The sequence below is a fragment of the Mesorhizobium sp. CA13 genome, assembly GCF_020165235.1.
GTDB lineage: Bacteria > Pseudomonadota > Alphaproteobacteria > Rhizobiales > Rhizobiaceae > Mesorhizobium.
Genome location: NZ_JAIUHS010000007.1, coordinates 1 through 26,034, shown reverse-complemented (window position 1 = coordinate 26,034; position 26,034 = coordinate 1). Strand labels below are relative to the sequence as shown.

The following is a 26,034-nucleotide window of genomic DNA, read 5'->3' as shown; positions in this document are numbered from 1 at the left end:
CTTGGTTTGCGCGGCAGGATCGGTTGGTTCTCCCTTAGACTTCGGGGGGAGTTCCATGTCTCGCGATCACGGCCGGTTCGTGCCCTTTCGTGCCGGCCGATTGCGCCGCGTGGCGAAGGCAACCAGCGCATTTCTTGTCCTAGCGCTGACCGCCGGCCTGTGGCTTGGCGGCCCCGCGCGGGCGCAGGAAACCCGGATCATCTATCCCGGCTCGATGGCGGTCACCGGCTTTTCCGGCACTGTCATTCCCGATTTCGACTCTTCTGATTCCGAAAAGGGGGGCCTGCCGCCCGGCGTCGATCCGGTCGACGAAACCTTCATCGACACGGCGCGCGCCACCTTGCGCGTTTTCGACGTTTCACGCCTGGGCGGGCCGGCTTCGGGCCAGCTCGTCTACACGCCGCCGCCTTTCGAGGTGACATCAGGCCAGATCGGCCAGGTGTTCGGCCTCACCTATGATGACGGCATGCGCGATGGCGTCCAGTCAGGCATCCCCAATCTCTATGCCGGCGCCACCTCGCTGCATGGCATCCGCATCGTCACGCCTGACGCCGACGATGACGGCCGTCCGGAGCGGCAGCGCCGCGGCATGGCAGGCGCTGCTTTCATGGAGGGCCAGTTCGGCACCGAGAACGGCGGCGGGCCGGGTACGATCTGGAAGATCGACGGCATCACCGGCCAGGTCGCCAAATTCGCCGATATCGATACCAACAGCGGGCCGGGCATCGGCAATCTCTCCTTCGACCCCATCCACCGTCAGGTCTTCGCCTCCGACCTCGATACCGGCCTGATCCATCGCATCGACGCCGGTGGCGCGCTGGTCGACACGTTCGACCATGGCGTCGCCGGGCGCCCGGCGCATGGCCTGGCTCCGGTCGCCGACGATGGCGCCGTCATGGACATAAAGGGGGCCGCCTTCGACACGGAAGACCCCGAGACCTGGGGCTACACCCAGGACGAGCGCCGTGTCTGGGCCGTCGCCTATCATGGCGGCCGGCTCTATTATTCCGTCGGCGAGAAGGCCGAGATCTGGTCGGTGGGCATTGCCCGCGACGGCCGCTTCGCCGGCGATCCCCGTTGGGAGCTGACGGTCAAGGCCGAAAAGGACTATGCCATCACCGACATCGCCTTCGACAATAGCGGCTTCATGTACCTGGCCCAGCGCGGCCCGGTCGAGAACCGCTACGACTACAGCCAGTTCGCCGATTCCGGCAAGGGCGAGGTCGTCCGCTACTGGCGCGAGTCTCCGGACGATCCGGCAACGGAATCGGCCTGGGTGGAAGCGCCGCAGGAATATGCGGTCGGTTTCCCGCAAGGTTTCCGGCAGTCGGCCGGCGGGCTGGACCTGCAATATGGCTATGATGCCGAGGGCAATCTCGATACCTCGGCCTGCACCCAGACGCTGGTCAAGTCAGGCGACAAATTGCGTGACAATCCGGCCCTTGCCGAGCGGCTCGCCGCTGGCGGGCCGCTAGCCGTCCACGGTGTGCAGATCACGCCCAGGGAACTGGTCAAGCCGGCCAATGTGCCGCCTTTCGGCTCCTGGTTCGTCGACTTCGACGGCTATTTCGAGGACCCGGAAGTGGAAGGCCATGTCGGCGACGTCGCCGTCTGGTATCCCTGCGAGGGCCGCGCCGGCTATTATGAGGAAATCCCGGGCGGCTACCTGCCACCGTTCTATCCGCCGGACTTCCCACCGCCCGGCAACCTGCCCCCCTGTCTCGATGTCGACGATGTCAGATATTTCTGCACGCCGCGCGGGCTCGAGGCGGACCTCTACCTTCATGACCATACCGGCTTCGGCGGCGATTCGATCAAAGCCCAGCCGTCGACCGAGACAAGGTCCAGGACGCCAGGCATCGGGGTGACCTCGCCCATGTCACATGCGCCTGATAAGCCCTACACGATCGGCATCACCGGCCACGATCCGGGCGACACGGTCGATGTCGGGCTCTGCTTCTACAGGAAGTCCGACAAGGACAAGGGCGGCTACTACCCTTGCTGCAAGATGACCTTGCCGCTCAGAATGCCAGCCGTCAGCTGCGAACGTTGAGGAGGGGACGATGAACAATCTCGCACGCTCCCTGCTTGGCGTCGCCGACAAATCAACCGTCATGAACACGAGGCGCCTGTCTTTTGCCCGGCGCGCTGCGCTCTGGCTGGTGGCGGCTGGTATCGCGGTCCCCATGCTGCCTGCGCTGCCGGCACTTGCCGAAGACACGGCTCCGGCCAAGACCGTCCAGGCCGCCGGCCCGGATATGGAATTCAGGCTCGACAATCCGCGCATCATCAATCCGGAGCCCGGACGGGCCGTGCCGGTCTTCACCAAGACCGGCGGCCAGCGAAGCTGCGATTATGTCTTCTACATGTTGAGCTTCGGCCTGCGCGGCGCCCCGCAAGGCTTCGCCAGCCCGGGCCTGGCGGCTTCGCTGAAGAGAGCCCGGCTCGACTTCAAGGACCAGCTGCCGCACGGCCTGCAAATCACCAATGTGCAGGTCTCCGGTGACGGCACCGATGCGTCGGGCGGATCTCTGCCCGGCGCCGTCCTCAGCAATTCGGCCGGCCCCAACGACACCGCAACGGTTTCCGATTTCCGGATTTCCGCTTCCGACCTCGACGGCTCGGGCGCACTGGGCGAACGCGTCATCACGTTCCGCATCACCGCCAGGATCGACCATGCGGCGTTCCCCGCGCCGGCGACGGTCGACAATCAGGGCCTGATCAAAGTCACCGTCGGCACCGGCACGGGAACTGTCATCCCGTCGCAGGATCCCGGTAAGCCGGACGACGGCAATTTTCTCACCGGCGAAAAAACCTCGATCCGGATCGACCTGACCAAGTGCAATCCGCCGCCACCGCCGCCACCCGGCAAGGAATGCTTCAAGGTGGAGCGCGGCACGGTCGACTGCGTGCCCGGCGGCGGCGCCTTCATCTACCATATGCCTGTCGGTCCCGAGATGGACGGCAAATGGGTGCAGCTTTCGACGACGACGCCCGGCATCACCATAGTCCCCGACACCCAGAAGGTGCCGGCCGGCGGCGGTGTGCTGAACTGGAAGATCGTCGGCGCCTCGCCCGGCGACGTCATCCACCTCGTCGTCACCGGCATCGAGACCTATGCCGGGCAGAAAGAGGGTTGGGGGCTCTGCTGCACGCAGACCATCGACATTGTCATCCCGCGTGACCAGAGATGTCCGCCCAGGGACAGGCAACCGGACCTGAAGGTCGAGAAACGCGCCGATGTCACGCGCTGTACCATGGGCGGCGGCTGCGACTTCACCATCCGGGTCAGCAATGTCGGCGACGCGCCCTATAACGGCAAGATCGTACTCGACGACGTGACACTGCCGGCCGGCTCGACGCTCGACTCAGGGCCCAATCCGCCCTGGGTCTGTGTGCCCGGCACCGCGCCGATGACGTGCACCCATCCGGTGACTACGCTCAATCCGGGAGCTTTCGTCGACCTCGAGCTCGGCTTCAAGCCGGCCGGGAGCTGGCAAGGCGCAAGCTTGCGCAACTGTGCCGCCTATAACTATGCCGCCAGCGGCAAGCCGCTGTTCGGCAGCCAGGCCAACGACCGTGGCTGCGCCTCGATCCCGATCTGCCGGCGTGGCGATCGCGACCGCGATTGCCGGCCGCCGGTCGAGAAGAAGACCGACCTGATCCTGAAAAAGCGTGCCCGTGCCGAAGCCTGCACCGCCGATGGCGTGTGCAGCTTCGTCATCGACATCATCAACAACGGCACCTCGACCTATAGCGGGCCGCTGACCGTGATCGACACCTATCTCGGGGGGGCGCCGGCTTCCTCGACTTTCGGCCCGAGCCCGCCCTGGACATGCGGTCCGAACGGTCCGGGCCAGTTCCGCTGCGACAATGCCGGCATCTCGCTGCCGCCGGGCGCCTCGACGGCGATCGTCGTCAAGGCGGTGGTGCCGGCCAGCTATCGGTCGGACGCGATCGAGAATTGCGCCGAGGTGAAACCGATCCCCGGCGAGACCGACCTCACCAACAACCGGGCCTGCGCCAAGCAACGCATGCCTCGTCCCAATGGCGGCCAGCCAGTCCTGCGCATCACCAAGACATGCGGCGGCTCGCTGGCGGGTGCCGCTTTCGTCTCCTGCCGCATCACCGTCAGCAATGCCGGCACGGCTGCCCCCACCGGTCCGGTGCGGGTCAACGACGCCGCCACTTTGGTGTCGGGCGGCGCGCCCGTCGAGATCCGGACCGTCACCCCTGACGGCGCGGAATGGGCGTGTGGACCGCTTCCGGCCGACACGCTGGCGTGCCAGATTCCCGGTGCCGTCATGACGCCGGGAACCAGCAGGCACTTCGACGTCACCGTTTCGGCCAACGGCGAGTTCGAGAACTGCGCGCGGGGCTCTTACGGCCCGGCGCAGGGCGACGATGTCGTCCATCTGATCGGCCGGGCCTGCGCCAAGGGCGGCGGGGCCTCGTCCATCCGCGTCGAGAAGACCGGCGACAGCGAGTGCCGACCCGGAAAACCTTGCTCGTTCGAGATCACCATCACCAATGACGGCCCGACGGAATTTGCCGGCGCGGTCCGCATCGGCGACGCGATCGGCGTCGAAGGCCTCGGCCGGCTGGAAGGCGTCGCGATCACCTCGATCGAGCCGCCCTTCGGCTGCTCGCCGGAACCGGCGGTCTTGCCTGCGTCCTGCATCGCCAACCTGACGCTTGGCGCTGGCGAAAGCCGCGCCCACAAGGTCACCGTGGTGATCCCCGGCGATGGCCGCCTGGCCAATCTGCAAGGCAGCCTCAACGGCCAGAACTGCGTCGGCGTGCTCTCTCCCGACACGCGGGTGCAGGGCGGCGGTGACGATGTGCTTTCCCGCGACCAGGCCCAGAGCGAACGCGGCAAGGCCTATGCCTGCCATCCCTTCACCATCAGGCATGAGACGAAGAAGGAATGCTCGGCGGGCTTCGTCATGAACGACGCCGGCCGGTGCGTCTGCCCGCAAGGCACCACCTATCGCAACGGCCAGTGCTCGTCCGGCGGCGTCATCATCCCGCCGAAGGAGCCAAAGCGTTGCGTGCTGCTCGAGGGCCAGATCCGCACAGGGGATGGACGCTGCGTCTGTCCGCGCGGCACCGAGCTGGAGAACGGCGCCTGCGTCAAGACCTCCAGGCCGGGCTGTGCGATACCGGGCTCGGTGCCGACATCGGACGGAGATCGCTGCACCTGTCCCAGGGGCACGCATCTCGACCGGGATGCCAACGCCTGCATACGCGACAGGCCGAAGCCTGAGCAGTGCACCATCCGCGGCCAGGTCCATGACGCTGACGGCGACTGCGTCTGCCCGAGGGGCACAGAGCTGCGAAACGGCGCCTGTCGTCAGGTCCGGCCGAAGCCTGAACAGTGCACCATCCGTGGTCAGGTCCACGGCGCGGACGGCGAATGCGTCTGCCCAAGGGGTACCGAGCTGCGCAATGGAGTGTGCCGGCGCAAGCGGCCCGATGTGGAGCAGTGCGACATACGCGGCCAGATCCACAACAAGCGCGGCGAGTGTGTCTGTCCGCGTGGCACCCAGGTGATCGACGGCGCATGCCGGCGGTCCAGGCAAGAGAGCGAATGCGCGCCGGGCTCGCAAATGGTCAACGGCCAGTGCCAGCCGATCTTCAGGCGGCGTTGTCCGGAAGGCACGATCGGTCGTTATCCAAACTGCAGGCCGGTGCGCGGGCAGCCCTCGCTGGAACTCAACCCGGGCATGCTGCTGCAGCAGGTTCTGCCACGGCGCAGGCCGCAGTCCGAACAGCGCCAGGATACGGCTCCAAACAGAATCCTGAATCTCCAGCAGCAGTAACCATCGCCTGAAAGGCACATCGGAAACCCCGCCGGAGCAATCCGGGGGGTTCTTCGTAGCCCAGGAGCAAGTCGAAACTGGCTGCAACACGACGAGGACGCCGCCACACTATCCCAGCCTGTGGAACCGCCACGCTCGCGCTCTCGACAAGTCATCCGCTGCGCTTTAGGCAGTGACCAGATGAAAAAGGCGCTCGGAAAGGCCCCATCATCATGACGAAAAAAACCTTGATCGCACCTTCGGTGCTGGCTTCGGACTTTTCGAAGCTGGGCGACGAGGTCGAAGCCGTCGCGGCAGCCGGCGCCGACTGGATCCATCTCGATGTGATGGACGGCCATTTCGTCCCCAACATCACCTTCGGTCCGCCGGTGATCAAGGCGATTCGCAATCGCACCAAGGCTTTCTTCGACTGCCATTTGATGATTGCGCCGGCCGATCCCTATCTGGCCGCCTTCGCCGAGGCCGGTTGCGACGGCATGACGGTGCATGCCGAGGCCGGTCCGCATCTCGACCGTTCGCTGCAGACGATCAGGAATCTCGGCAAGAAGGCCGGCGTTTCGCTCAATCCGGCAACGCCGGAAAGTGCGATCGAATACGTGCTCGACAGGCTCGACCTGATCCTGATCATGACCGTCAACCCGGGTTTCGGGGGCCAGGCCTTCATTCCGGCAATCCTCGATAAGGTGAGGCGGGTCAAGGCGCTGATCGGCGGGCGGCCGATCCGCATCGAGATCGACGGCGGCGTGTCGCCCGAAACCGCGCCGCTGGTGACCGCCGCCGGCGCCGATGTGCTGGTGGCCGGCGCCGCCATCTTCAAGGGCGGCAGCGTCGAAGCCTACCGGGCGAATATCGAGGCGATCAGGACGGCGGCCGACAAGGCAGCCGGCTAAAAGCACCGCACAAGGAGCCTATGGGCCGGAGGCCTGGATTTCCTACGTGGTCAATTCCGCGGACGTTAAATTTCTGGCGGTTGTAGCCGAACACGATTTCGTTCGACCAGATATAGGATCGTGCATATTTCTTTGTTCTAAAGTACAATGACGCGATCTCCCGCTTGAGCCCGTCGAGACGCGCGCGGTAGGGTAAGTGTACGGAAAGGGACCTGTTTCTCGGACTCGAATTGCCCAGGACCGGAATTGGGGACAAGGAGCCGATTTTGACATACGCAGCTGCCAACCTGAATGACGACGGCACCGGCTCGAAGAGTACGCTCGCCAGCACCGTCTACCATCAACTCCGTGCCGATCTTCTGCGGGGTGCCCTTGAAACCGAGAGCAAGCTGCGGGTCGAATGGGTTGTTTCCAAATACGGCGCCGGCGCTTCCCCGGTTCGTGAGGCTCTCAATCGCCTGGCCTCGGAAGGGCTTCTCGGTCGCCATGACCAGCGAGGCTTCTTCATCATGCCGGTCAGCGCGGCAGAGCTCGAGGAATTGACGCGCACCCGTTGCTGGCTCGAGGAACGGGCGCTTCGCGAATCCATCGCCCACCGCACCGCCGAGTGGGAAGAACAGCTGGTGCTGGCGCTGCATCGGTTGGGGCGCACCTCGCGCCTCATCCTACCGGACATGTCGCTCAATCCGGACTGGGAGAGACTGCATCGCACTTTCCACCGTGTGCTGATCTCGGCCTGCCGGTCGCAATGGCTGGTGGGCTTCTGCGACCAGCTTTCCGATCACGCCTACCGCTACCGGCGAATGGCCAGTAACGGCGAAGGCGTCCAGCGCGACGATTTCGCGGAGCACCGCCTGATCGCGGAAAATGCGCTGGACGGTAATGCCGACGCCGCGGTCGAAGCCCTGCTCAATCACTATCGCCTGACGGCAGCCATGTGCATGGAGCGCTTCAAGCAGGTCGAAGCATCAGAGCCGGCCAGCGCCGGGGCCGAGCGCACGCCACGTTAGCGCCGCATCGCGCCCCAAGTCTTTGCCACCTCACCGGCAAGGCCTTTCCGCTTTTCGCCCGGCGACATGATCATGGCGGCCGCGTGGAGCCGCCCTTGCGGGCTTGACGGGTCGGTAAGAACCACCAACAGTCTGGCGTCGTGCAAAGCGGCCGAACCGGAAGACAGGCCCGGCTCCGTCCGGATGCATGCCTTTCTCCGCCAGATGCAGGAAGACCTCATGAGCAATCATCTGTTCGACATTTTCCGGTCCCGGATGCCGAAGCCCGGACGCCTGTTGATGCGGACGGATGACGGCCGAGTGCTGACCTATGGCGACATGCTGGCGCGCTCGGCGCAATTGGCGCACGCGCTTTTGCAACTTGGTGTCGAGCCCGGCGACCGGGTCGCGGTGCAGGTCGAGAAGAGCCCGGAGGCTATGCTGCTGTATCTCGCCTGCCTGCGCGCCGGCGCCGTCTTCCTGCCGCTCAACACCGCCTATACGCTGGCCGAACTCGCCTATTTCTTCGGCGATGCCGAGCCCCGGCTCGTCGTCTGCGATCCGGCTCGGGCAGCCGAAATCGAAGCCCTGGCGCAAAAGGGCGGCGCCCTTGCCGTCACCCTCGGCGGCAAGGGCGAAGGATCGCTGACGGACCACGCGTCGCGGCAATCGCCCGACTTCCACGACGTGGCGCGCGGTCCTGACGATCTTGCGGCGATCCTCTACACGTCGGGAACGACTGGCCGCTCGAAGGGCGCCATGCTCAGCCACGAGAACCTCGCCTCGAATGCGCGCGTGCTGGTCGACTATTGGCGCTTCACATCAGACGATGTGCTGATCCACGCGTTGCCCATCTTCCACACGCATGGCCTGTTCGTCGCCACCAACGTCATCCTGATGGCCGGCGCCTCGATGCTGTTCGAGCAGAAGTTCGACGCAGGGCGCGTCGCCTCGCTCTTGCCGGACGCCACGGCGCTGATGGGCGTGCCGACCTTCTATGTCCGGCTCTTGCAGCAGGACGGGCTGACCCGCGAGGCGGCAAGAAACATCCGCCTGTTCGTTTCCGGCTCGGCGCCGCTGCTGGCCGAGACGCACAAGGCCTGGCGCGAGCGCACCGGCCACGCCATTCTCGAGCGCTACGGCATGACCGAGACCAACATGAACACCTCCAACCCCTATGATGGCGAACGCCGCCCCGGCACCGTCGGCTTTCCCTTGCCGGGCGTGTCGCTGCGCATCGCCGACCCCGACACTGGCAGGCCGCTTGCCCAGGGCGAGGTCGGCATGATCGAGGTCAAGGGGCCGAACGTCTTCTCCGGCTACTGGCGCATGCCGGAAAAGACCAGAGCGGAATTCCGCGCCGACGGTTTCTTCATCACAGGCGATCTCGGCATGATCGATGCCGACGGCTATGTCCACATCGTCGGCCGCGGCAAGGACCTGATCATCTCGGGCGGCTACAACATCTATCCCAAGGAGCTCGAAAGCGAGATCGACGCGCTTGACGGCGTCCTGGAAAGCGCCGTCATCGGCGTTGCCCATCCCGATTTCGGCGAAGGCGTCACGGCCGTGGTGGTTCGCTCGCCGGCGTCGACCGTCACCGCTGCCGCAATACTCGCCGCCATTGCCGGGCGCGTGGCCAAATACAAGCATCCCAAGCGCGTGGTCTTCGTCGACGAATTGCCGCGCAACACCATGGGCAAGGTGCAGAAGAACCTGCTGCGCGATGCCTACAAGGACCTTTTTTCTGGCAATACGCCGGCTAACTGAACCCATCCAGGCAAGATGCCCTCATCTCCCGGTCCTGCTGTTTGACGAGACACAGCGCGAACAGGTGTACGAGGACATGCGAACAGTTTCGCGCGGTCGCCTGGGCATCATCGGGGATACAGGAGACCGACGACATGCTCGGCCAGGGCCAGGCTTGCCGTCAGGCCGGGGCTCTCTATGCCGAACAGGTTGACGATCCGGCCGGCGCCGTGGTCGGCCGGCCCCTGCACCATGAAGTCGGCAGCCGACTGGTTCGGGCCGGATAGTTTCGGCCTGATCCCGGCATAGGCCGGCAGCAGGGCGCCGTCCCTCAGATCCGGCCAATAGCGCCGGATCTCGTCATAGAAGACCGCGCCTCGGCCGGGATCGACCGTATAGTCCGTCTGGTCGATCCATTCGACGTCGGGCCCGAAGCGGGCGCTGCCGCCGAGATCGATGGTCAGGTGCACGCCGAGGCCGCCATTGACCGGCACGGGATAGATCAGCCGTGAGAATGGCGAGCGGCCCGAAAGCGAAAAGTAGTTGCCGCGCGCCAGCCAGAGCGGCGGCACGAGCTCTGGGGGGAACCCTTCGATGCTACCGGCCAGCGCCTGCGCGTCGAGCCCTGCGGCGTTGACGAAAGCGCCGGCTTTCAACGTGAATGTCTCGCCGTCGGCGTCGTGCGTGCTGATACGGATCCCATCGGGGTCTATTGCCGCCCCGGCGATGGCGGTCAGGAAGGCCAACGACGCACCGGCCGCCTCCGCGTCGCCGCGCAGCGACAGCATCAGCGCCTGGCTGTCGACGATCCCCGTCGACGGCGACAGCAGCGCGCCGGCGCAGCTCAGCGCCGGTTCGAGGTTTTCGGCTTGCGCGGCGGTCAGCAGGTCGAGGTCGTCGACGCCGCATTGCTCCGCATTGGCCCGGATTGCATTCAGCCGGGGCAGCTGGCCAGGTTCGACGGCGACGATCAGCTTGCCGGTGCGTCGATGGCCGATGCCACGCTCGCGGCAATAGGCATAGAGCCGTTCGCGCCCTTCGACGCAGAAACGCGCCTTCAGGCTTCCGGGCGCGTAATAGAGCCCGGCATGGATCACTTCCGAATTGCGCGAACTGGTGACGGTGCCGATCGAGGCTGCCTTTTCGACCACCAGCACTTCGCGGCCCGACAAGGCGAGCGCCCTGGCAATGGCGAGCCCGACGACGCCGGCTCCGGCGACGACGCAATCGACGTCAGCCATGGCCGGCTTTCACCGTTGCCCGCCGACGCTGGTCGAAAAAACCCTGTCGCCGCCGATCCAGACGCTTTTGATGTCGAGATCGTCCGAAAGCGAAACGATGTCGGCGGCGGTACCCTTGGCGAAGCGCCCGAGCCGGTGCGACTGGCCGACCGCCTGCGCCGGGTAGAGAGACGCCATGCGCAAGGCCTCCGAAAGCTCCACGCCCACGCTGCGGTGGGTGAAACGCACGGCTGAGATCATGTCGAGATCGGCGCCGGCCAACGTTCCGTCGGCAAGCCGCAGGCTGCCGTCCTTGCGGTAGATGGTGCGGCCGTTGAGCGTGAAGGAGGTCATGTCGGTGCCGATCGTCGCCATGGCGTCGGTGACCAGCACGATCCTGCCCGGCCCCCTCTTGGCCCGCAGCGCTATTGCGATGGTGGCCGGATCGACATGGATGCCGTCGGCGATCAGGCCTGCGGACAGGCTGCCGATGTCGATTGCCGCACCCGCCAGGCCCGGCTCCCGGTTGCCGATCTGGCTCATGGCGTTGAACAGGTGGGTGACCACGCTGGCGCCGGCCTCGCTGAAGGCTTTGGCCGTGGCGTAGCCACTGTCGGAATGGCCGAGGCTGACGATGATGCCGGCCTTGGCCAAGGCCGCCACGCGGGTCGCCTCGACGGATTCGGGCGCGACCGTGGTGAGCAGCACCGGGAGCTTGCCTCGCGCGGCGATCAGCATCGCCTCGTCCTTGTCCGTCATCGGCCGGATCAGCGCCGGGTCATGCGCGCCCTTGCGGGCGACCGACAGATGTGGACCTTCCAGATGCAGCCCGAGAAACCCCGGTACTTTCCGCAGTGCCGACGCCTCGCCGGCGGCGATCGCCGCGGCGGTGATATCAGCTGTATCGGTGATCAGCGTCGGCAGCAGCGCCGTGGTGCCGAACGGCGCATGCGCCCGGCAGATGGCCTCGATCGAGGCGACATCGGGGTGGTCGTTGAGCATGACGCCGCCGCCGCCATTGACCTGGATGTCGACGAAGCCCGGCGCCAGCATGCCGCCGCCGGTGTCGAGGCGGCGCATATCCACGGCAAGCGCGCCGGTGGGCAGGATGGCCTCGACCAGGCCGTCGCGCACGACGAGGGCATGACCGTCATGCCAGTCGTCGCCGTCGAAGATAGTGGCGCCAGTCAGGGCAAAACGGTCGCTCATACGGTCTCCGTCACCTTGCGAAGGTTGCGCGGCGTGTCCGGATCGAGACCGCGGTGGCGCGCAAGAGCCTCGACGAAAACGTAGAAGGACACGATCAGCGCCAGCGGATCGGTCAGCGGATGGCCGGTGGCGACATGCGGCAGGCGCGTGGCCTTGGTGGCAAGCATCGAGGTGACGAAGACCGGCGCCCCCTTGGCCGCCAGGCTGTCGGCGGCTTCGGCCACGGACGGTTCGGACGCGTCGCGCGCGGCCAGCGCCAGCACCGGAAAATCGGGGCCGATCAGCGCCAGCGGGCCATGCATGACTTCGGCAGCACTGTAGGCCTCGGCATGCATGCCGCAGGTTTCCTTGAATTTCAGCGCCGCCTCGTTGGCCATCGCCGCGGACGGGCCGCGGCCGAGGATGAACAGCGACTTCTGCTTTTCGATCGTTTCGACGAGCACGCTCATCCAGTCGCAGGCGATCGCCTTGCCGAAATGCTCGGGCAAGCGGGCGAGCGCCTTGAGAAGCGCTTCGTCGCCGGTGGAATGCGCCATCAGAGCAAGGCCGGCGACGGCGGAATTGACGAAGGTCTTGGTCGCCGCGACGCTGCGCTCGGGCCCGGCCAGTATGTCGATCGCATGGTCCGAGGCACGCGCCAGCGGCGAATCGGCGGTGTTGGTGACGGCGATGGTCAGCGCGCCGCCGGCCCTTGCGGTCTCGGCCATCGCGACGATGTCGGGGCTCTTGCCCGACTGCGAGATGGCCAGGCACGCGGAGCCGCCGAGCCTGAGTTTGCGGCCATAGATCGAGGCGATCGAGGGGCCGACCGAAGCCACCGCCAGACCGGCGGTGAGTTCGACCGCGTACTTCATGAAAGTGGCGGCATGGTCGGACGAGCCGCGCGCCACGGTGACGACGAAATGCGGGTCGCGCTCGCGAATGCCGCGGCCGGCTTCGGAAAGCACGGCGCCGGAACCGTCGAGCAGACGGGCGACGGCTTGCGGGATCTCCTCGATCTCGCGCCGCATATGGGTCGGCTCAGTCGATTTGTTCGGCTCGGTTGTCATGGTCGGCCCTCTTCGCTTGGCCCTGTCAGCCGCAGCTCGGCGACGAAATCATAGGCGTCGCCCCTGTAGATGGAGCGGGTGAACTCGATCACCTTGCCGCTCGCCAGATAGGAGATACGCTCGATGTGCAGGCCGGCAATGCCCGGCGGCACTTCGAGCAGGCGCGCGTCGCCGTCACCGAGATTGGCGGCCGAGATGCGCTGCACCGCGCGCACCGGCCTGTTGCCGGTCAATTCCAGGGCTGCGTAGAGCGAGGAGCCAATTCCAGCGGGGTCCGGCAGCACGCTGGCCGACAGCGAGGCGCGTTCGATCGCCAGCGGCGTATCGTTGGCGATGCGCAGGCGCGCCACGCGCGCAACCAGTTCGTTCGACGACAGACCGAGCACCATCATCTCGTCGGGCGAGGGCGCGTAAAGGCCGCGGTCGAGCCAGGCCGAGCGCACCGCCATGCCGCGCCGCGCCATGTCCTCGGTGAAGGAGGTCAGCCGCGACAGCGACTGCTCGACCCGCTCCATGCGCGGCGCCACGAAGGTGCCGGAGCCGTGGCGCTGGACCAGGATGCCGCCCTTGACCAGGTCCTGCACCGCCTTGCGCACGGTGACACGCGAAATATCGGCCTTGATGGCGATGTCACGCTCGGAAGGCAGCGCGTCGCCGGGCCCGATCAGGCCGCGGTTGACGGCATCCTCGATGCTCTTCCTGAGCTGCAGGTAAAGCGGCGCACCGCTTTGCGAGGATTGCTTGAGCGTAGCGAAGATCTGGTCGGCGGCGTCGTTCATCGAGCCGCTCCCCTCGGCGCGAACAGGCGGACCGCCATCTGCACGGCGCCGCCGAGCGCATCGTCGAGCGGCTCCCGAAGCAGCGCCCGGTAGCGTGCCGACAGGCGCGGCGCGTAGAGCGGCGCCAGCCCGCCGAGCAGGCAGAGCGGCGCGTCGTCCGCCAACTCCAGCGCGCCGAGCGAGGCCTCGACATCGGCGACCGCCTTGTCGAGGATCCAGTTGGCGACCGCGTCGCCCCTTTCGGCATGTTCGAACACTTTGGGGGCGAAGCCGCCGAAGTCGCCGGGCTTGGCATTGGTGGTGAACTCGACAACGTCCTCCGGATTGTCGCGGAACACGGCCATCATGCTGTCGGTCAACGGCGTGCGCGCGCGCACGCCGTCATGAGCAAGCAGGGTCTGTTCGAGCAGGTCGCGGCCGATGCGGGCGCCGCTGCCCTGGTCGCCGACCTGGAAGCCCCAGCCGCCGATGGCGCGTGACTTGCCGTTCTTGCGCGCCATGTAGGCGGTGCCGGTGCCGAGGATCGCCATGGCGCCGTCACCGGAACCGACGGCGCCTTCGAGCGCGATCTCGGCGTCGGTCTCGACGCGGCTGGTGCTGAACGGCAGGATCGCCTCGAGCTGCTGCCGGTAGGTGCCGACATTGGCGCCGGCAAGGCCGAGAATGGCCGGCGTTCGCGGGATCAGCTCCGGATCCTGGCCAGCGGCGACAAAGGCTTGCCGCGCCGCCTCGACGATGTTCGCCCGGGCGCCGGTCAGGTCGGTGCGGATGTTGGCGGCGCCGCTTTTGGCGCGGCCGAGGACCGTGCCGTCCGCCATTGCCAGGGCCGCCCTGCAGCTGGTGCCGCCGCCATCGATGCCAAGCACGAATTTCACGTGATTTCTCCTCCGGGCCGATAATACCAATAAAATACCAATAGCCAAGGGTTAATTTCCGCTGCAAAAAGATTAGGGCATATTTTATTGAAAAACTTGGCCGTTTACCTGCGTCAGCGATTTCGGCACCGCGAATTCGTTAATGCGTGTGGACAAGTGGTATTTTTTTGGTATTGTTTTCCGAATTGGAGGAACTGGGATGGCCGAAACGCGCACTGAAGCGCTGCACAGGAACGCCGAGGGGCTGGATATCCAGGCACCCGAAGCCATCCTTGCTTCGCTGGCCGACGCGCAGGTCGAGGCCGCGAAGGCCGTGCGCGATGCCATCCCTTCCATAGCCAAAGCAGCCGAGGTCATCGCGAGCTGCCTGAGCAACGGCGGCAAGCTTGCCTACGCCGCGGCCGGCAGCTCCGGCCTGATGGCGCTTGCCGATGCGCTGGAACTGCCCGGCACTTTCGGCATCCGGCGCGACCGCATCGCCATTCTGGTCGCCGGTGGCGACGACGCCTTCAGGACGCTGGCCGGCGGCCCCGAAGACGACACCGAGGAGGCCGCTACAGCGGTCGCCAACGCCGGCATCGGCAAGGGCGACTGCCTGATCGCAATCTCGGCCAGTGGCACGACGCCCTATGCGCTGCGGGCGATCGAGGAAGCCGCCCGTCGCGGTGCGGCCACCATCGGCATCGCCAACAACCGGGACTCAGCTCTGCTGCGTCTGTCTGGAACCGCCATCCTGCTCGAAACACCGCCGGAAGTGATCGCCGGCTCGACGCGCATGGGCGCAGGCACCGCCCAGAAGATCGCCCTCAACATGCTGTCGACGCTCGCCGCCATCCATCTCGGCCATGTCCATGACGGTTACATGGTCAATCTCATGGCCGACAACAGCAAGCTGCGCGACCGCGCGGCGCGGATCGTAGCTGCCATCAGCGGCGGCAGCCGCGACGACGCGGCCCGCCTGCTCGAAAAGAGCGGCGGCGCGGTCAAGACCGCCATTCTGCTTGCCGCCGGCGCCGACAGCGCCGACACGGCGCAGAAGATACTGGAAGAGGCCGGCCAGAAGCTGCGGCCGGCCCTTTCCGCGCTGGGGCATGATCCCGAAAAGTGGAGACCGCTTTTCGGAAAAGATCATGCTCGAACGAAGTAATAGAGCCTGTTTCGTCCCGATTTCCATCGGGGGTGAAGCAGGCTTGCGAGGGGAGCAAGGGGCGCAACGCCCCTGTTCTCATCAAAACCGAACCTGAAAAAGGTCAACAGGGAGACTGAGCATGACAACGAAACTACTGACGGCACTGCTTTTGGGCACCAGCATTCTCGGCTCGGCCGGGTTGGCTCACGCCGAGGACGTAACGCTCAACATCGAAAGCTGGCGCGGCGACGACCTTGCCATCTGGAAGGACAAGCTGATCCCGGCCTTCGAAGCCAAGAATCCCGGTATCAAGGTGGTGTTCGCGCCGTCGGCGCCGACCGAATACGACGCGGCCCTCGGCGCCAAGCTCGCCGCCGGTTCGGCGGGCGACCTGATCACCTGCCGCCCGTTCGACAAGTCGCTCGAGCTGTTCAAGAAGGGCAACCTCGCCGACCTCTCCTCGCTGCCCGGCATGGACAATTTCTCGCCAGTGGCCAAGTCCGCCTGGCAGACCGACGACGGCAAGGCGACCTTCTGCGTGCCGATGGCGTCCGTCATCCATGGCTTCATCTACAACAAGGACGCCTTCGACAAGCTCGGCATCAAGGTGCCGGAGACCCGCGATGAGTTCTTCGCCGCGCTCGACAAGATCAAGGCCGACGGCACCTACATCCCGATGGCGATGGGCACCAAGGATCTCTGGGAAGCCGCGACCATGGGCTACCAGAACATCGGCCCCAACTACTGGAAGGGCGAGGAGGGCCGTGCGGCCCTCATCAAGGGCGAGCAGAAGCTGACCGACAAGGACTGGGTGGCGCCCTATGAGGAACTGGCCAAGTGGAAGCCCTATCTCGGTGACGGTTTCGAGGCGCAGACCTATCCGGACAGCCAGAACCTGTTCACGCTCGGCCGCGCCGCCATCTACCCGGCCGGCTCGTGGGAAATCGGCCTGTTCAACACCCAGGCCCAGTTCAAGATGGGCGCCTTCCCGCCGCCGGTCGAGAAGGCCGGCGATACCTGCTACATCTCCGACCATACCGATATCGGCATGGGCCTGAATGCGGGCTCCAAGCATGCGGACGCGGCCAAGACCTTCCTGTCCTGGGTGGCCTCGCCGGATTTCGCCACCATCTACGCCAACGCGCTGCCGGGCTTCTTCAGCCTGAACTCCTCGCCGGTGAAGATGGAAGACCCGCTGGCGCAGGAGTTCGTCTCCTGGCGCGGCAAGTGCAAGTCGACGATCCGCTCGACCTACCAGATCCTGTCGCGTGGCACGCCGAACCTCGAGAACGAGACCTGGGTCGAATCGGCCAATGTCATCAACGGCACCGATACGCCAGAAGCCGCTGCCAAGAAGCTGCAGGACGGCCTCGACAGCTGGTACAAGCCCGCCAAGTAACGCTCGGGCAAGAGCTGGGCCGTTCCAAGTGGACGGCCCGGCGTTTTTCGATAGCATCGACTGCGAAGGACGGCGCCGCTCCTTGTCCGCCTGCCGGCACTTTCTCCCCGTACAGTGACGGCGAGAAAGGAAGTTGCCGCAACGCTGGCGACCTCCTCTCTCCGTTCTTCACCAGGAGAGGGTAAGGATGAGGGGCAGCGCTGTTGTCGAAAGCATTTTCCCAGACCTGATCGGCGGGGACCGAACTCATGGCCGCAGATATCAGACCGAAAAGACCGTTCCGCTGGCATATCGCCGTCTTCCTGGCGCCGGCGGTGCTCGTCTACACGGCGATCATGATCCTGCCGCTCGCCGGCACTTTGCAGCTGTCGCTGTTCCGCAACATCGAGCAGTCGCAGGTCTTCGTCGGGCTGGACAATTTCCGCACCCTGTTCGGCGATCCCAACTGGTCGGTGAATTTCTGGAATGCGCTTCGCAACAATGTCTGGTTCTTCATCATCCACATGCTGGTGCAGAACCCGATCGGCGTGCTGCTGGCCGCTCTTCTGTCCAGTCCCAGGCTGCGCTTCTCGGCCTTCTACCGCACGGCGATTTTCGTGCCGACCATCCTGTCCTTCGTCATCGTCGGCTTCGCCTGGAAGCTGATCCTGTCGCCGCTATGGGGCGTGGCGCCGCATATGATGGATCTGGTCGGCCTCAAAAGCCTGTTCACGCCATGGCTAGGCAAGGAGCAGTATGCGCTGACCGCGCTTAGCCTGGTCTCGGTGTGGCAGTTCGTCGGCATTCCGATGATGCTCATCTACGCCGCGCTGCTGTCGATCCCCGACGAGGTGATCGAGGCGGCCGAATGCGATGGCATCACCGGCCTGTCGCAGTTCTGGAAGATCAAGCTGCCGCTGATCCTGCCCTCGATCGGCATCATCTCGATCCTCACCTTCGTCGGCAATTTCAACGCCTTCGACCTGATATACACCGCGCAGGGCGCACTCGCCGGGCCGAATTATTCGACCGACATTCTCGGCACCTTCCTCTATCGCGCCTTCTTCGGTTTCCAGCTGCAGGTCGGCGATCCCAACATGGGCGCCGCCATCGCCACGATCATGTTCCTGATCATCCTCGGCGGTGTCTGCGTCTACCTCTTCCTCATCCAGACGCGCCTGCGTCGCTACCAGTTCTAGAGGCGAGAGATGAGCACCGCCACACGTTCGCTGCCCCGCACCATCGGCGCCCATGCGGTCCTGCTGACCTACACGGCGATCGCGCTGTTCCCGGTGATCCTGGTCATCATGAATTCGTTCAAATCCCGCGCCGGCATTTTCGGCGCGCCTTTGACGCCGCCGACGCCAAAGACCTTCGACCTGATCGGCTACACCACGGTGATCGGCCAGGGCGACTTCATCCACTATTTCCAGAACAGCCTCGTGGTCACCGTCGCCTCGCTGTTCTTCGTGCTGCTGTTCGGCGCCATGGCTGCCTTTGCGCTGTCGGAATACCGCTTTCGCGGCAATACGCTGATGGGCCTATATCTGGCGCTGGGCATCATGATCCCGATCCGGCTGGCTACTGTTGCCATCCTGCAATTGATGGTGGCGGGCGGGCTGGTCAACACGCTGACGGCGCTGATCCTGGTCTACACCGCGCAAGGCCTGCCGCTGGCTGTCTTCATCCTTTCGGAATTCATGAAACAGGTGTCCGACGACCTGAAGAACGCCGGCCGCATCGACGGCCTGTCGGAATACACCATCTTCTTCCGGCTGGTGCTGCCGCTGGTGCGGCCATCGATGGCGACGGTCGCCGTCTTCACCATGATCCCCATCTGGAACGATCTGTGGTTCCCGCTGATCCTGGCGCCGTCGGAAGAGACCAAGACGGTGACGCTCGGCGCGCAGCTCTTCCTCGGCCAGTTCGTCACCAACTGGAACGCCATCCTGGCCGCGCTCTCGCTGGCGATCATGCCGGTGCTGATCCTCTACGTCATCTTCTCGCGGCAGCTGATCCGCGGCATCACGTCAGGAGCGGTGAAGTGATCGAGGGGCGGCAAATCCTCGTAGGGCCGCGCTGCACCCCACCCGGCGCTGCGCGCCGAAGCGCCGGGTGGGGTGACACCCTCTCAAGAGAAAGTGGAGTAGTCAGGTGAGCGACAAACCACCCCTTCGCGTCGTCGTCGCCGGCCTCGGCAATATGGGCCGCAGCCATGCGCTGGCCTACCACACCAATCCGGGCTTCGAGGTCGCGGCGCTCATCAACCGCTCCGACGTGCCCCTGCCGGACGGGCTGGCGAGCTACGGCATCAAGCGCTCCTTCGAGGATGCGCTGCGCGACGAAAAGCCCGATGTCGCCTGCATCGCCACCTATTCCGACAGCCATGCCGACTATGCGGTGAAGGCGTTCGAGGCCGGCTGCCATGTCTTCGTCGAGAAGCCCCTGGCAACGACGGTGGCCGATGCCAGGCGCGTCGTCGCGGCCGCCAGGGCCAATGGCAGGAAACTGGTGATCGGCTACATCCTTCGCCATCACCCGTCCTGGATCAGGCTCATCGCCGAGGCGCGCAAGCTTGGCGGCCCTTATGTTTTCCGCATGAACCTCAACCAGCAATCCTCCGGACACACCTGGGAGACGCACAAGCAGTTGATGCGCACGACCTCACCGATCGTCGACTGCGGCGTGCATTATCTCGACGTCATGCTGCAGATCACCGACGCCAGGCCGGTCGAGGTGCGCGGCATGGGCGTGCGGCTGACCGACGAGGTCGCACCCTCCATGTACAATTACGGTCATCTCCAGGTGCTGTTCGATGACGGCTCGGTCGGCTGGTACGAGGCCGGCTGGGGACCGATGATCTCGGAAACCGCCTTCTTCGTGAAGGATGTCATGTCGCCCAATGGCTGCGTGTCGATCGTCATGAAGGAGGGCGTGAAGTCCGACGACATCGACACCCACACCAAGACCTCGACCATCCGCCTGCACAGCGCGGCAACCGGCGCGGACGGCAAGTTCGCCAAGCCGGATGAGATGCTGTCGATGGAGGGCGAACCCGGCCACCAGGATCTCTGCGATCTCGAACAGGCTTTTGTCCTGAAGGCGATCCGGGAGGACCTGGACCTTACCAAACATATGGACGACGCAGTCAAGTCGCTCGCCGTCTGCCTTGCCGCCGACGAGAGCGTGCGCAGCGGGAAGGCGGTGCGGTTGTGACCAGCGAATTGTCGGCAGAGGTTGCGCCCTACGGCGCCCCCCTCTGGCCTGCCGGCGATCTCCCCCTCACGGGGGGAGATCGGATGTCACCACGGCTTTCGCCAATTATCAGCGCCGGAGAAAGGCGCGAGGCCTCGAAGCTGCCGATCTCCCCCCTTGAGGGGGAGATGGCCGGCAGGCCAGAGGGGGGTGCCCTGGCGCCCGCTTATCAATTTGGAGGACTGCCGTGGGCTCGCTGAAGATCGAAAACGTGAAAAAAGCCTTCGGGCCGGTGGAGGTGCTGAAGGGCATCGACCTCGAAGTGACGGATGGCGAATTCGTCGTCTTCGTCGGCCCTTCGGGCTGCGGCAAGTCGACTTTGCTCAGGGTGATCGCCGGGCTGGAGGATTCGACCTCGGGCCGGGTTGTCATCGATGGTGCGGATGTCTCGGCCACGCCGCCGGCGAAACGCGGCATCGCCATGGTGTTCCAGACCTATGCGCTCTATCCGCATCTGACGGTGAAGAACAATATGGGCCTTGGCCTCAAGCAGGCCGGCACGCCGGCGGCGGAGATCGACCGCCGCATCGGCATCGCCTCGTCCATGCTGTCGCTTGAGCCCTATCTGGAAAGGCGTCCCGCGGAACTCTCGGGCGGCCAGCGCCAGCGCGTCGCCATCGGCCGCGCCGTGGTGCGCGAGCCAAAGCTGTTCCTGTTCGACGAGCCGTTGTCCAATCTCGACGCGGCACTGCGCGTCAACACGCGGCTGGAAATCGCCCAGCTGCATCGCCGGCTCAAGGCGACGATGATCTACGTCACCCACGACCAGGTCGAGGCGATGACGCTGGCGGACAAGATCGTGGTGCTGAATGCCGGAAAAATCGAGCAGATCGGTGGACCGATGGAGCTCTACAATGCGCCGGCAAACGAGTTCGTGGCCGGCTTCATCGGCTCGCCGAAGATGAACTTCATCGACGGCGCTCGCCTCGGCGAAACCGCCAAAACCATCGGCGTGCGGCCCGAGCATCTGACCGTCGATCCGAAATCCGGCGCCTGGAAAGGCACCGTCGTGCATGCCGAGCACCTCGGCGCCGACACCAATCTCTACCTCGACTGCGAAAAGGCCGGGCTGATCACCGTGCGCATCTTCGGTGTTTATGACGCCGAGCCCGGTGCGACGCTCTACGCGACGCCGGATCCGGCGAAGACCTACCGGTTCGGGGAGGACGGAAAGGTGCTGAAGTAAGCTGGCGACTGGTCTTCCTTCTCCCCTTGTGGGAGAAGGTGTCGCCGAAGGCGACGGATGAGGGGTGTTCCAGGGAACGCCAGCGCCTCACTCCGCTGGAGCACCCCTCATCCGTCTCGGCGCTGCGCGCCGATCCACCTTCTCCCACAAGGGGAGAAGGAAGAAAGCACGTCGCGCTACTCGTCCGCCTTGAACGTCTGCTTCTGCTGGCCGAGCCCTTCGATGCCCAGCTCCACCACGTCGCCAGCCTTCAGGAACACCGGCGGCTTCATGCCCAAGCCGACACCGGGCGGCGTGCCTGTCGAAATAATGTCGCCGGGATGCAGCGACATGAACTGGCTCAGATAGGACACGAGATAGGCGACGCCGTAGACCATGGTCTTGGTCGAGCCGTTCTGCATGGTCTTGCCGTTGACGGTCAGCCACATCTTCAGGTTCTGCGGGTCTGCTACTTCGTCCTTGGTCACCAGCCACGGACCGGTCGGGCCGAACGTGTCGCAGCTCTTGCCCTTGGTCCACTGACCCTGCCGCTCGGCCTGGAAGGCGCGCTCGGACACATCGTGCGCGACGCAGTAGCCGGCGACATAATCGAGCGCATCGGCCTGGCTGACATATTTCGCTGTTTTGCCGATGACCACGCCGAGCTCGACCTCCCAGTCGGTCTTCTCCGAGCCGCGCGGGATCAGCACGTCATCGTCCGGTCCGACGATGGCCGAGCTGGCCTTCATGAAGATGATCGGCTCCGGCGGCACGGTGGCCCCGGTCTCGGCGGCGTGATCGGAATAGTTGAGGCCGATGCAGATGAACTTGCCGGTGCCGGCAACGCAGGCGCCGAGCCGCGGCTTGCCGGAAACCGCCGGCAGCGACTTTGCGTCGAGCCTGGACAGCATCTCCAGCGAGGCCGGATGAAGCGTGGTGCCGGCAATGTCGGCGACATGGGCGGAGAGATCGCGGATCGTTCCATCCGCATCGAGCAGGCCGGGACGTTCGCTCCCCACCTCGCCATAGCGCAGCAGTTTCATTTAAACCCTTCTCCTGGTTGCGGCCTCGCGGCCTTTTGCAAACGCTTCACCGAAATGAATGGCTCTTTTGAGGAAGCCGGCGGACCGTACCACCGGCCTGATCCAGGGCAAGCGCGGACATCCTATCGTGATAGCCGGTGAGCGGGATTTTCAGACTCCTCGATCCGGTCAGATCGACCAGCCACCATCGATGTTGTAGGCCTGCCCGGATGTGTAGGTGGCGCCGGCCAGGTAGACGGCCAGATCGGCGATTTCCTCCGGCGTGCCGAGCCGGCCCATCGGCTGGCGCGCGATGAAGGCCGCGCGAGCCGCTTCATAGTCACCCTGCGCATGCATGCGATCCTGCAGCGACGGGCTTTCCACCGTACCGGGGCAGATGGCGTTGCAGCGTACGCCCTTGCCGACATAATCGGCCGCGATTGCCTTGGTCAGGCCGATCACCGCAGCCTTGGTGACGCCATAGGCGAAACGGTTCGGCACGCCCTTCTGCGAGCTCGCCAGCGAGGCCATGTTGATGATTGACCCGTCGCCGCGCTCGAGCATGCCGGGCAGCACGGCGCGGATGGTGCGGATCATGGCGCGCACGTTGAGATTGAAGGCAAAATCCAGATCGCTGTCCTTCATCTCCAGGATCGATCCCGAGTGGACGAAGCCGGCGCAGTTGAACAGCACGTCGACGCGGCCGATCCCGGCGAAGGCGGTGGTGACCGCCTCGTCGTTGAGCACGTCGACCTTGCGGGTTTTAATTCCCGCCGTCTTGGCGAGTTCCGCCAGCAGCGTCTCGTTGATGTCGGTGGCGTGGACCACGGCACCTGCCTTGGCGAAGGCGAGCGCGCTTGCCTTGCCGATGCCTTGCGCCGCTGCCGTGATGACGACGACCTTGCCTGCCAGATCCGCCATGCTGTTCTCCTCCTGGGTCAACTGCCTTTATCGGCGGCCTGCGAAGGCGTCATGTGCCAGTCACAGGCCATGAAGTGGCCTGCTGTGTCAGTTCACAGATAAAGATGTTTTTTCTCGTTAAAGAACATAAGCCCGAGCGTCAAGCCCGAACCCGATCTCCATTGTGACAGCATGGAACGTCAGTCGCCGTAGGGCACCCAGACATTCTTCACCTCGACGGCGCGGCGCAGCAAGGCATCGCCCGCGGCCTCGTCGGAGGCCCAGTCCAAGCTGCGGCCATTGCCGGTCCAGACGCGCTTGAGGTTGCCGATGGACTCGGCCTCTGTCTTGGCGCAGGTCTCGGCGTCGGCAAACAGCCAGAGCCCGTCGACATCGTCATGCTTGGCCAGCACGCCGGCAAGTTCGGCCGTGCGCCCGGTGACGATGTTGATGGCGCCGGCCGGAACGTCGGAATATTCGATGACCTGATAGAGATCGGTGGCGAGCAGCGGATGGCGCTCCGAAGGCACCGCGACCACCGTGTTGCCCATCGCCAGCGCCGGCGCGACCAGTGAGATGAACCCGAGCAGCGGCTGATTGTCGGGCGCCACGATGCCGACGACACCAATCGGCTCATGCAATGCCAGCGTCACGGCCCGTGCCGGCGGCTGGTGCACGCGCCCCTCGAACTTGTCGGCAAGTCCGGCATAGAGGAACAAGCGCTCGATCGACTGGTCGACCTCCTCGCGTGCCGCCTTTGCGGTCGCGCCCGTGAGCTGGACGAGACGGGCGCCGAACTCCTCCGCCCGGCCGGAGAGGTTTTCCGCCAGATAGTAGAGCACCTGTGAGCGGTTGTAGGCGGTCGCCTCCGGCCAGCCCTTGCAGGCTCGCGCGGCCGCGACGGCGTCGCGTATATCCTTGCGGTTACCGAGCCCAACCTCGCCGGCGAGCTTGCCCTTGGCGGTAACAACCGCCAGCGAGTAGTTGCCGTCCGGCCGGACTTGCTTGCCGCCGATGAACAGTTTTGCCGTCCGGTCGATTGCCGCGCCATCGGCCTGCTCGACCGGTTGTGTCGAGGCTGCCGCCGGCTTGATGACCGGGCCAAGCGGGAGTTTTGCCGTGAGATATTCGAACATGCCTTCGCGCCCGCCCTCGCGGCCGAAACCGCTCTCGCGATAGCCGCCGAAGCCACAGGCGGCGTCGAACATATTGGTGCCGTTGACCCAGACGACACCCGCTTTCAATTGCGGCGCGACGTGCAAGGCAAGGTTGACGTTTTCGCTCCACACCGAAGCGGCAAGGCCATAACGAGTGTTGTTCGCGAGCTCGACCGCTTCCTCGGTGTTGCGGAACGTCATAGTCGCCAGAACGGGGCCGAACACTTCTTCCTGGGCGAGAATATTAGCCGGCGAAACGCCGGTAGCGAGGGTCGGCAGATGGTAATAGCCGGATGAGGGCAGCGCCGCATCCGGCTGCCAGCAGACCGCCCCCTGTTTTGCGCCCTCGGCGATCAAGCCCTTGACGCGATCGAGCTGCGTCAGATCGACCAGCGGGCCGATATCGGTGTTCTTGTCCAGCGGGCTGCCGACGCGCAGCCGGCTCATCCTGACCTTGACCTTAGCGATGAAGGCGTCGGCGATGCCTTCTTGCACCAGCAGCCGCGAACCGGCGCAGCAAACCTGTCCCTGGTTGAACCAGATGCCGTCGACCAGACCCTCGACGGCGCTGTCGAGATCGGCATCATCGAACACGATGAAGGCCGACTTGCCGCCAAGCTCCAGCGACAGCTTCTTGCCCGAGCCGGCGGTAGCCTTGCGGATGATCTTGCCGACTTCGGAAGAACCGGTGAAGGCGATCTTCTGGATACCGGGATGGTTGACGATGGCCGCACCCGCTTCCGGGCCGCCCTGCACGATGTTGACGACGCCTTTCGGCACGCCGGCTCGTTCGCAGATCTCGGCGAACAGGATGGCTGTCAGCGGCGTGAACTCGGCCGGCTTCAGCACCACCGTGCAGCCGGCGGCCAGCGCCGGCGCGATCTTCCAGGCCAGCATCAGCAGCGGAAAGTTCCACGGGATGATCTGGCCGACGACGCCGACGCCCTTGTGGCCGGGGAAATCCCTGTCCAGCGCCTGCGCCCAGCCGGCATGATGGATGAAGTGGCGGATCGCCAGCGGCACGTCGATGTCGCGGCTCTCGCGGATCGGCTTGCCATTGTCGATTGTCTCAAGCACCGCGAACAGGCGCTGGTGGCGCTGCATGGCGCGGCCGATGGCGTAGAGCACTTTGGCCCTGGCATAGCCCGAGGAGGCCGACCATTTCGGCAGCGCCTTGCTGGCCGCCGCGACCGCCGCGTCTATGTCGGCGGCGCCGGCGTCCGAGACCTTGGCCAGCAGCTTGCCGGAAGAAGGCTCGCTGGTCTCGAAGGTCTTGCCGCCACCAGCCGCCTTCCAGGTGCCGTCGATGAACAATGCCTTGGAAAAATCGCGCCCGGCAAGCCACGCGTCCGCCTCGTTGCGGGCTTCCGGCGCCGGGCCGTAGTCCATGGCGTGATAGCGTTCGAGAATGTTCATGGAGTGCTCCAGATAATTGTCTCGGCAGGA

The 26,034-nt window shown here is 65.2% G+C and carries 19 protein-coding genes; 11 read left to right on the top strand and 8 right to left on the bottom strand.

Annotated features, from left to right (window positions below):
• Window positions 1-55: 55 nt before the first annotated feature.
• The 5 genes from LB566_RS17455 to LB566_RS17435 all read left to right on the top strand — a co-directional run bounded on the left by LB566_RS17455 (window position 56) and on the right by LB566_RS17435 (window position 9,471).
• On the top strand, window positions 56-2,053 hold the full coding sequence (locus LB566_RS17455) for a hypothetical protein (RefSeq protein WP_411910487.1): 1,998 nt from the start codon (window positions 56-58) through the stop codon (window positions 2,051-2,053).
• Window positions 2,054-2,063: 10 nt separating this feature from the next.
• The gene (locus tag LB566_RS17450) at window positions 2,064-5,822 is read left to right on the top strand and encodes a DUF11 domain-containing protein (protein WP_224625291.1); all 3,759 of its coding nucleotides are present in this window, start codon (window positions 2,064-2,066) and stop codon (window positions 5,820-5,822) included.
• 212 nt (window positions 5,823-6,034) lie between these two features.
• Complete coding sequence (gene rpe / locus LB566_RS17445; protein ID WP_224625290.1) at window positions 6,035-6,712, top strand: ribulose-phosphate 3-epimerase; 678 nt, start codon at window positions 6,035-6,037, stop codon at window positions 6,710-6,712.
• A 266-nt stretch (window positions 6,713-6,978) separates the two neighbouring features.
• On the top strand, window positions 6,979-7,722 hold the full coding sequence (locus tag LB566_RS17440) for a GntR family transcriptional regulator (protein WP_224625289.1): 744 nt from the start codon (window positions 6,979-6,981) through the stop codon (window positions 7,720-7,722).
• A 219-nt stretch (window positions 7,723-7,941) separates the two neighbouring features.
• Window positions 7,942-9,471, top strand: coding sequence for a malonate--CoA ligase (locus tag LB566_RS17435; protein ID WP_224625288.1), 1,530 nt, complete (start codon window positions 7,942-7,944; stop codon window positions 9,469-9,471).
• A gap of 107 nt (window positions 9,472-9,578) precedes the next feature.
• Here LB566_RS17435 and LB566_RS17430 read toward each other — a convergent pair whose 3' ends face one another.
• From LB566_RS17430 to LB566_RS17410, 5 genes are read right to left on the bottom strand one after another with little or no spacing between them, the layout of a single operon-like run.
• Window positions 9,579-10,691 (bottom strand): NAD(P)/FAD-dependent oxidoreductase, encoded by a 1,113-nt coding sequence (locus LB566_RS17430; protein ID WP_224625287.1) that lies wholly within the window; start codon window positions 10,689-10,691, stop codon window positions 9,579-9,581.
• A 9-nt stretch (window positions 10,692-10,700) separates the two neighbouring features.
• Complete coding sequence (gene nagA / locus LB566_RS17425) at window positions 10,701-11,879, bottom strand: N-acetylglucosamine-6-phosphate deacetylase (RefSeq protein WP_224625286.1); 1,179 nt, start codon at window positions 11,877-11,879, stop codon at window positions 10,701-10,703.
• Complete coding sequence (locus tag LB566_RS17420; RefSeq protein ID WP_224625285.1) at window positions 11,876-12,928, bottom strand: SIS domain-containing protein; 1,053 nt, start codon at window positions 12,926-12,928, stop codon at window positions 11,876-11,878. The genes nagA and LB566_RS17420 overlap by 4 nt, the downstream gene beginning before the upstream one ends.
• Window positions 12,925-13,707: a GntR family transcriptional regulator gene (locus LB566_RS17415; RefSeq protein ID WP_224625284.1), complete on the bottom strand. Its 783-nt coding sequence runs from the start codon at window positions 13,705-13,707 to the stop codon at window positions 12,925-12,927. Before LB566_RS17415 ends, LB566_RS17420 begins: the two co-directional genes overlap by 4 nt.
• Window positions 13,704-14,582, bottom strand: coding sequence for a BadF/BadG/BcrA/BcrD ATPase family protein (locus tag LB566_RS17410; protein WP_224625283.1), 879 nt, complete (start codon window positions 14,580-14,582; stop codon window positions 13,704-13,706). The genes LB566_RS17415 and LB566_RS17410 overlap by 4 nt, the downstream gene beginning before the upstream one ends.
• Before the next feature lie 199 nt (window positions 14,583-14,781).
• Here LB566_RS17410 and LB566_RS17405 point away from each other — a divergent pair, with 199 nt between their 5' ends.
• From LB566_RS17405 to LB566_RS17380, 6 genes are all read left to right on the top strand, one after another.
• Window positions 14,782-15,729, top strand: a complete 948-nt coding sequence (locus LB566_RS17405; RefSeq protein ID WP_224625282.1) for an N-acetylmuramic acid 6-phosphate etherase — start codon at window positions 14,782-14,784, stop codon at window positions 15,727-15,729.
• Window positions 15,730-15,850: 121 nt separating this feature from the next.
• Window positions 15,851-17,110, top strand: coding sequence for an ABC transporter substrate-binding protein (locus tag LB566_RS17400; RefSeq protein WP_140551693.1), 1,260 nt, complete (start codon window positions 15,851-15,853; stop codon window positions 17,108-17,110).
• A 248-nt stretch (window positions 17,111-17,358) separates the two neighbouring features.
• The gene (locus LB566_RS17395; RefSeq protein ID WP_224625281.1) at window positions 17,359-18,288 is read left to right on the top strand and encodes a carbohydrate ABC transporter permease; all 930 of its coding nucleotides are present in this window, start codon (window positions 17,359-17,361) and stop codon (window positions 18,286-18,288) included.
• A gap of 9 nt (window positions 18,289-18,297) precedes the next feature.
• Window positions 18,298-19,137 (top strand): carbohydrate ABC transporter permease, encoded by an 840-nt coding sequence (locus LB566_RS17390; protein ID WP_224625280.1) that lies wholly within the window; start codon window positions 18,298-18,300, stop codon window positions 19,135-19,137.
• Between the two features lie 106 nt (window positions 19,138-19,243).
• Window positions 19,244-20,305 carry a Gfo/Idh/MocA family protein gene (locus LB566_RS17385; RefSeq protein WP_224625279.1) on the top strand — a complete coding sequence of 354 codons (1,062 nt, stop codon included), beginning with the start codon at window positions 19,244-19,246 and terminating at the stop codon, window positions 20,303-20,305.
• Between the two features lie 226 nt (window positions 20,306-20,531).
• Window positions 20,532-21,530 carry an ABC transporter ATP-binding protein gene (locus tag LB566_RS17380; protein WP_140551689.1) on the top strand — a complete coding sequence of 333 codons (999 nt, stop codon included), beginning with the start codon at window positions 20,532-20,534 and terminating at the stop codon, window positions 21,528-21,530.
• Between the two features lie 176 nt (window positions 21,531-21,706).
• Here the strand turns inward: LB566_RS17380 and LB566_RS17375 are convergent, their stop codons facing one another.
• From LB566_RS17375 to LB566_RS17365, 3 genes are all read right to left on the bottom strand, one after another.
• On the bottom strand, window positions 21,707-22,552 hold the full coding sequence (locus tag LB566_RS17375; RefSeq protein WP_224625278.1) for a fumarylacetoacetate hydrolase family protein: 846 nt from the start codon (window positions 22,550-22,552) through the stop codon (window positions 21,707-21,709).
• Between the two features lie 168 nt (window positions 22,553-22,720).
• Complete coding sequence (locus LB566_RS17370; RefSeq protein ID WP_224625277.1) at window positions 22,721-23,452, bottom strand: SDR family oxidoreductase; 732 nt, start codon at window positions 23,450-23,452, stop codon at window positions 22,721-22,723.
• A 179-nt stretch (window positions 23,453-23,631) separates the two neighbouring features.
• A complete protein-coding gene (locus LB566_RS17365) occupies window positions 23,632-26,004 on the bottom strand; it encodes an aldehyde dehydrogenase family protein (RefSeq protein ID WP_224625276.1) in 2,373 nt (790 codons plus the stop codon).
• Between the last annotated feature and the right edge of the window lie 30 nt (window positions 26,005-26,034).